This window comes from Burkholderia sp. 3C (assembly GCF_054589155.1).
The window spans coordinates 43013-48708 of sequence record NZ_BAAILN010000109.1; the positions used below are offsets into that span (position 1 = coordinate 43013).

The 5696-nt window shown below is 70.1% G+C and carries 6 protein-coding genes; 2 read left to right on the forward strand and 4 right to left on the reverse strand.

Annotation, left to right across the window (positions count from 1 at the left end; all coding sequences use genetic code 11):
* From nadE to ACYP33_RS22385, 3 genes are all read right to left on the reverse strand, one after another.
* Positions 1-575 (reverse strand): ammonia-dependent NAD(+) synthetase (gene nadE / locus ACYP33_RS22375; protein ID WP_459623972.1); only part of this gene is annotated, 575 nt, incomplete at its 3' end.
* A gap of 116 nt (positions 576-691) precedes the next feature.
* Positions 692-1573 (reverse strand): DMT family transporter, encoded by an 882-nt coding sequence (locus tag ACYP33_RS22380; protein ID WP_459623973.1) that lies wholly within the window; start codon positions 1571-1573, stop codon positions 692-694.
* 134 nt (positions 1574-1707) lie between these two features.
* Positions 1708-1896, reverse strand: a complete 189-nt coding sequence (locus ACYP33_RS22385) for a hypothetical protein (RefSeq protein WP_414449221.1) — start codon at positions 1894-1896, stop codon at positions 1708-1710.
* Between the two features lie 226 nt (positions 1897-2122).
* On the opposite strand from ACYP33_RS22385, the gene ACYP33_RS22390 reads away from it, so the two are divergent.
* Positions 2123-2884: a DeoR/GlpR family DNA-binding transcription regulator gene (locus ACYP33_RS22390; protein WP_459623974.1), complete on the forward strand. Its 762-nt coding sequence runs from the start codon at positions 2123-2125 to the stop codon at positions 2882-2884.
* Positions 2885-3017: 133 nt separating this feature from the next.
* On the forward strand, positions 3018-4799 hold the full coding sequence (locus ACYP33_RS22395) for a phospholipase D-like domain-containing protein (protein ID WP_459623975.1): 1782 nt from the start codon (positions 3018-3020) through the stop codon (positions 4797-4799).
* A gap of 44 nt (positions 4800-4843) precedes the next feature.
* Here the strand turns inward: ACYP33_RS22395 and ACYP33_RS22400 are convergent, their stop codons facing one another.
* Entirely contained in the window at positions 4844-5530 is a 687-nt protein-coding gene (locus ACYP33_RS22400; protein ID WP_414448308.1) for a TetR/AcrR family transcriptional regulator, read from the reverse strand.
* Positions 5531-5696 lie beyond the last annotated feature (166 nt).

Consider the following 5696-nt stretch of genomic DNA (forward strand, 5'->3'; position numbering starts at 1 on the left):
AGCGGCAGCACGTCGGCGCCGCCGTCGCCGAACTTGGTGAAGAAGCCCATCACCGATTCGGCCGCGTGGTCGGTGCCGATCACGATGCCGCGGCGCGCGCCGGCCACCGCGTACTGCGCGATCATGCGCTCGCGCGCCTTGATGTTGCCGTGCACGAAATCCTGTTGTGCATCGTCGCGGAACGTCAGGCCGCTTGCGGTGGTGGCGGCCAGCATGCCGTCGGCGGCCGGCTTGACGTCCACCGTCAGGTTCTCGTCGGCGGCCACGAAGGCCAGAGCGCGTTGCGCGTCTTCCTCGTCGCGCTGCACGCCGTACGGCAGGCGCATCGCCACGAAGCGCGCGTCGTAACCGCTTGCGCGCAGGCGTTCGACGGCGAGTTGCGCCAGGCGGCCGGCCGTGGAGGAATCCACGCCGCCGCTGATCCCGAGCACGTAGGTGGTGAAGCCCGTCGAGCGCAGGTAGTCGGCGAGGAAGGCGATGCGGCGCTCGGCTTCCTGGGCGGCGTCGAAGTTCGGCGAGACTTGCAGTTCGGCGGCAATCGCGCGTTGGCGCGCGGCGTAATCGGGACGGGTCATGATGGGTTGGCTCTCCGGAGCGGAATCGGGTCAGACGCGCATCATAAGCGGAATAGGCGCAATCGCGCGCAGCCGGCGCAGCGCGGGCCGCCCGCGGCCGGCCATGCGCGCATCGTTCAGCGCGACCAGCGCGCCAGCGCCACGCCCGCCAGCGCGACCGCGAAGCCGGCCAGTTGCAGCGTGCCGAGCGTCTCGCCGAACAGCGCGTAGCCCTGCAAGGCCGCAAGCGGCGGCGCGAGAAACATCAACGAGGTGGCGCGCGCCGCGCCGCCGTGCCGCAACAGCCACACCAGCAGCATGATCGCGCCGCCCGACAGCATCGCCACACCCCAGGCCAGCGACACCCACAGTGTGGGCGAGGGCAGCCAGCGCGTCTCGCCGAGCGCCAGCGCGAAGCCGGCCGCCACCACGGCCGCGCCGAAGTTCTGCACGGCGACGGTGGTGCGCAGGTCGGTTTTCGCCACGGCGCTCTTCTGGTAGAGCGAGCCGGCCGTGATCGAGCCGATCGACAGCACCGCCACCAGCACGGTGAATGCCGACACGCCCGCGCCCGTGCCCGCGCCTGCCGCGGCCGGGGCCGCCAGCTTCGGCGCGAGCACCAGCGCGACGCCGGCCAGCCCCAGCGCCATGCCGGCCCAGCCGCGCGCGGGCAGGCGCTCGCCGAACAGCGGCACGGCCAGCACGGCGGTGGCGAGCGGCTGCAGCGCGCCGAGCAGCGCCATCACGCCGGCCGGCAGGCCCTGCGCGACGGCCCAGTAGCTGGCGCCCAGATAGAAGCCCTGCAACAGCGCGCCGGCCAGCAGATGACGGCCCCATTCGCGGCCCACCGGCCAGCGCGCCCGCGTGACGAGCGCGATCGCGGCGAACAGCAGCGCCGTGCCGCCGAAGCGGGCCAGCAGGTAGAGGTTGGGATCGGCGTACGGATGGATCGCGCGGGCGACCACGAAACCGGTGGACCAGAGCGCGACGAACGCGGCGGCGGCAAGCAGGGCAGGCATGAGGCAGGGCGGCCACGGACGGCGCGCGGAAAACGGGAAGCGCGCAGTATCGGCGCGCGGGTGCCGCGCGTCTTGTCAAAATCTGCACCGGGGCGGGGGCGGCTTGCCTGCATCGGCCGCCCCGCGTTCGGTGCTCAGGCGAGCGCGAAAACCTCGGCGTCGGCCGCCCGGGCCGTTTGCATCCCGGCGCGCTGCGCGGCCAGTTGCGCGTGCAGGCGGTGCGCCTCGGCGAACGTGAAGTCGATCCAGTACGGATCGCCGGCTCCGTCGTTCAGGCGTTCGGCCGGGAAGCGGATGGCGAGGGCGGCGGCGGGTTGGGACATGGCAAGGCTCCACGAGCGGATGGTTCGGCGAGCGGCGAGTGTAACAACGCGTGCGCGCGATATTGGGCGCGTGGTTGCAACACTGCTTTGCAGCGCGTTGCCCGCGATCGGGCAGTCGCGGGCGGCGATGCGCGCGGCCGCTGCCGCTCGCATGCTCACAATCCTGTCAATTAGCCGTACTACAATAGGCCGCCCCGTGGTTTCCAGGGCGATTCCGGACCGTTTCATGCTCGCAGAACAACGTCATCAATACATCCTGTCCGAACTTTCCCGCTCCGGCGCCCTGTCGGTCGCCGAACTCGTGCGCACGCTCGGCGTGTCGCGGGAGACGATTCGCCGCGACCTGAACGCGCTGGCCACCCGCGGCCTGGTGGTGACCACCCACGGCGGCGCGCTGGCCGCCGACCGCCGCGAGCCGAGCCTGTCGGAGCGGCAGGCCGCCCACACCGACGCGAAGCAGGCGATCGGCCGGCGCGCGGCCGAATTCGTGCCCGACGGCGCGTCGGTGCTGCTCGATTCGGGCAGCACCACGCACGCGGTGGCGCTGGCGCTGAACGACCGGCACCGCCTGACCGTCTACACCAACGACTGGCGGATCGCCTTCGCGCTGGCGCGCCGCAACGAGAACCGCGTCACGCTGCTCGGCGGCGAGCTGTCCGACGACGAGGACGCCACGTTCGGCCTCGACACGATTCAGCAACTGGCGCAGTACCACGTCGATTTCGCGTTCGTGGGCGCCGGCGGCGTGACGCAGGACGGCGACCTGACCGACTATTCGCGGATCGCCGCCGAGGTGCGCAGCCGGATGCTGGCCTCGGCCGCCACCGCCGTGGTGGTGGCCGATCACTCGAAGTTCGGGCGCGTCACGCCGGTGCGCATCAACGGCATCGAGAACACCCGCTACCTCGTGACCGACCGCTCGCCCGACAAGGCCGTGCGCCGCGCGCTGACCGCGCGCGGGATCGAATTGGTTGTTTGCGATGCCTGAGCCTGGCCTTTGCTGTGCGATAAACGTGGCTCGCCCACTTCATGACAGCGACACGTAAACGTCATCGTTGCGTCATGCCGATGGCAAGCAAGCCCGCGACACTGGCCGTTCCACCGAGCCGAGGAGCGAGCCGATGTCCGTCACCGTGCGCAGTTACCTGTCCCCCACCCTGGTGCTGCTGGCCTTCGACTGGCCGCAGGCCGCGAACCGCGCCGATTTCCTCGGCTTCGCGATCCGCCGCACGCCGGGTTTCCACAGCGCGGACGGCCACACGCGCGCGGCCAGCAGCTGGCTGCCGAACCGGCTGACGTTCGACGGGCCGGTGGCCGACACGCAGCGCGATGCGCCCACCGATCAGGCGCCGATCCAGAAATTCATGTGGTGGGATGCGCGCATCGATCCGCCCGACCGCGGCCAGGCGTTCCGCTACGACGTGTTCCCGGTGGTCGGCACGCCCGACGCGCTGCAGGTGCTCGACGCGGAAGCCGGCCATTGCGCGCTGACGCTGCCCGATCACGTGGTGGATGGCGTGGGCACCTGGTTCAACCGCGCCGTGGTCAGCTCGCAGGCGTTTGCGCGTCAGGTGGCGGCGCTCGGCCTCGACGAGCACGACACGCCCACCGCGGCGCAGGCGCTGGCCTTGCGCACCTGGCTCGCCAACGACTTGCAGCAGGTGTTCGGCGCGATGCTCGACCCGGCCACGCGCGCGGCCTCGGCCGTGTATCACCTGACCGACACGCTGTGGGCGATCCCGGCGTTCGAGGCGTTCGGCCGGGCGCACGGTCGCGATGCGCTGGCGATCGTGTACGACGCGCACGTGACCGAGCGCAAGGGCAAGCCGCTGCTGCCGTCGCCGAACCAGCCGGCCGTCGATGCGTTGAAGGATCTGGCGACGCTCGCGCCGCGCGACCGCACGCGCATCATGCACGACAAGTTCATCGTCACCGATGGCGGCGGCAGCGATCCGCATCCGGCGCGCCTGCTGACCGGTTCGGCCAACTTCACCACCGAAGGCCTGACCGAGCAGGCCAACGTGCTGCATACGTTCGATTCGGCGATCCTGGCCGGCCTCTACAACGATCGCGCGCACGCGCTCGCCGCGAACCCGAGCATCGCCGACACGGCGAAGCTGACGAGCGGCTGGTCCGAGCCGGCACAGGTCGGCTCGGCCAGCGTGCGGGTGGCGTTCTCGCCGGAGCCGGGCAAGTCGCGCATCGAGATCGACACGATCGTCGCGGCGATCGAGGCCGCCAAGCATTCGGTGGTGTTCTGCCTGTTCATGCCGACCGACGCGCCGTTGCGCGACGCGTGCTTCAAGGCCGGCGACGCGGGGCTGATGATGTTCGGCCTGGTCAACCGGATCAGCGCGAGCGGCGCGCAGGCGGCCGAAACGGACCAGCACGACGGCAAGACGCTCGATGCATCCCGGCTCGCCAACCTGGAGCTGTACCATCGCAGCCGCGACAACCGCGACGTGATCGACGCCGAGTATTTCTCGCCGGCCACCGTGCCCAAGGGCTTCGAGCCGGAGCTGCGGCTGTTCCCGGGCGAGCCCGCGCCGGCCTACCCGCCGGTGGTGATCCACCACAAGTTCATCGTGATCGATGCCGAGGGCGAGAACCCGATCGTCTACACCGGCTCGGCCAACATGAGCTCGAACTCGGAACACTACAACGACGAGAATCTGCTGGAGATTCGCGACGCGCGCATCGCCGGCACCTATCTGGCCGAATTCCTGCGGCTCTACGAGCATTACCGCGCGCGCGCGCTCGCGATCGAGGCGCAGCGCACCGGCACCACGCACGCGCAGGCGCATCCGACGCTGGCGTTGCAGCCCGATGCGCGCTGGGCGAAGAAGTATTTCGCGGAGGGCAGCCCGGAGGCGAAGGCGCGGGTGGCGCTGGCCGGCGGCTGACAGGAAGGCGGCGCGGCCGGACGGCCGCGCGCGCATGAGGGGAATCAGTCGGTGATGTAGCGCAGCACGCTGTCGACGATCATCGCGCGGTGCCGCACGCGCAGCCGCGGCGCCGACGGGTCGCGGCCGAACGCGGCGCCGAACGTGTAGCGGTTCGAGACGCGATGGAAGCAGAACGAGCTGATCATCAGGTGCAGGTCGAACGCGTCGATGTCGGCGCGGAACGCACCGGCTTCGGCGCCGCGCGCGAGCAGCGCTTCGAGCGTCTTGATGATGCTGACGTTGCGATCCTTGAAGGTCGTCAGTTGTTCGATGTATTTCGCGCCGTGGATGTTCTCGATCGAGACGAGGCGCACGAAATCGCGATGCTTGTCGTGATAGTCGAACGTGAATTCGACCAGGCGGCGCATGCCTTCGGTGGGCGGCAGCTCGCCGACGTTCAGTTCGACCTCGAGCGCGCGGATGTCGCCGTAAACCTTGTCCAGCACCGCCTCGTACAGCCCTTCCTTGCTGCCGAAGTAGTAGTACAGCATCCGCTTGGTGGTGTTGGTGCGCTCGGCGATCGCGTCGACGCGCGCGCCGGTCAGGCCCATCGCCGAAAACTCCTGCGTCGCGACATCGAGGATGTTGCGGCGGGTTTGTTCGGGATCGTATTTGCGCCGGGATTCGCGCCGCTTGCCTCCGGGCGGAACGGCGCCTTCCGGCGCGTCGGGCTTGCTACCTGATGTCATGTGTTGGTGTGGGCGGCTGGTTCGGCGCATTCTAGCATGCGCTCCGGGGGCGTCCGGATGGCGCCGGATGGGCCGCCGCGGCGGGTTTGCCGCAGCTAAAATGCCCCGCCCCGCATGAACCAAGTTCATGCGGGGCGGGGCATGGGCAGGTGATTTGCGAGGGTGG

What these genes read in the sequence shown, in the direction of transcription:
- ACYP33_RS22380 (WP_459623973.1), bottom strand. Translation starts at nt 1,573, where the DNA reads ATGCCTGCCCTGCTTGCCGCCGCCGCGTTCGTCGCGCTCTGGTCCACC.
- ACYP33_RS22385 (WP_414449221.1), bottom strand. Translation starts at nt 1,896, where the DNA reads ATGTCCCAACCCGCCGCCGCCCTCGCCATCCGCTTCCCGGCCGAACGC.
- ACYP33_RS22390 (WP_459623974.1), top strand. Translation starts at nt 2,123, where the DNA reads ATGCTCGCAGAACAACGTCATCAATACATCCTGTCCGAACTTTCCCGC.
- ACYP33_RS22395 (WP_459623975.1), top strand. Translation starts at nt 3,018, where the DNA reads ATGTCCGTCACCGTGCGCAGTTACCTGTCCCCCACCCTGGTGCTGCTG.
- ACYP33_RS22400 (WP_414448308.1), bottom strand. Translation starts at nt 5,530, where the DNA reads ATGACATCAGGTAGCAAGCCCGACGCGCCGGAAGGCGCCGTTCCGCCC.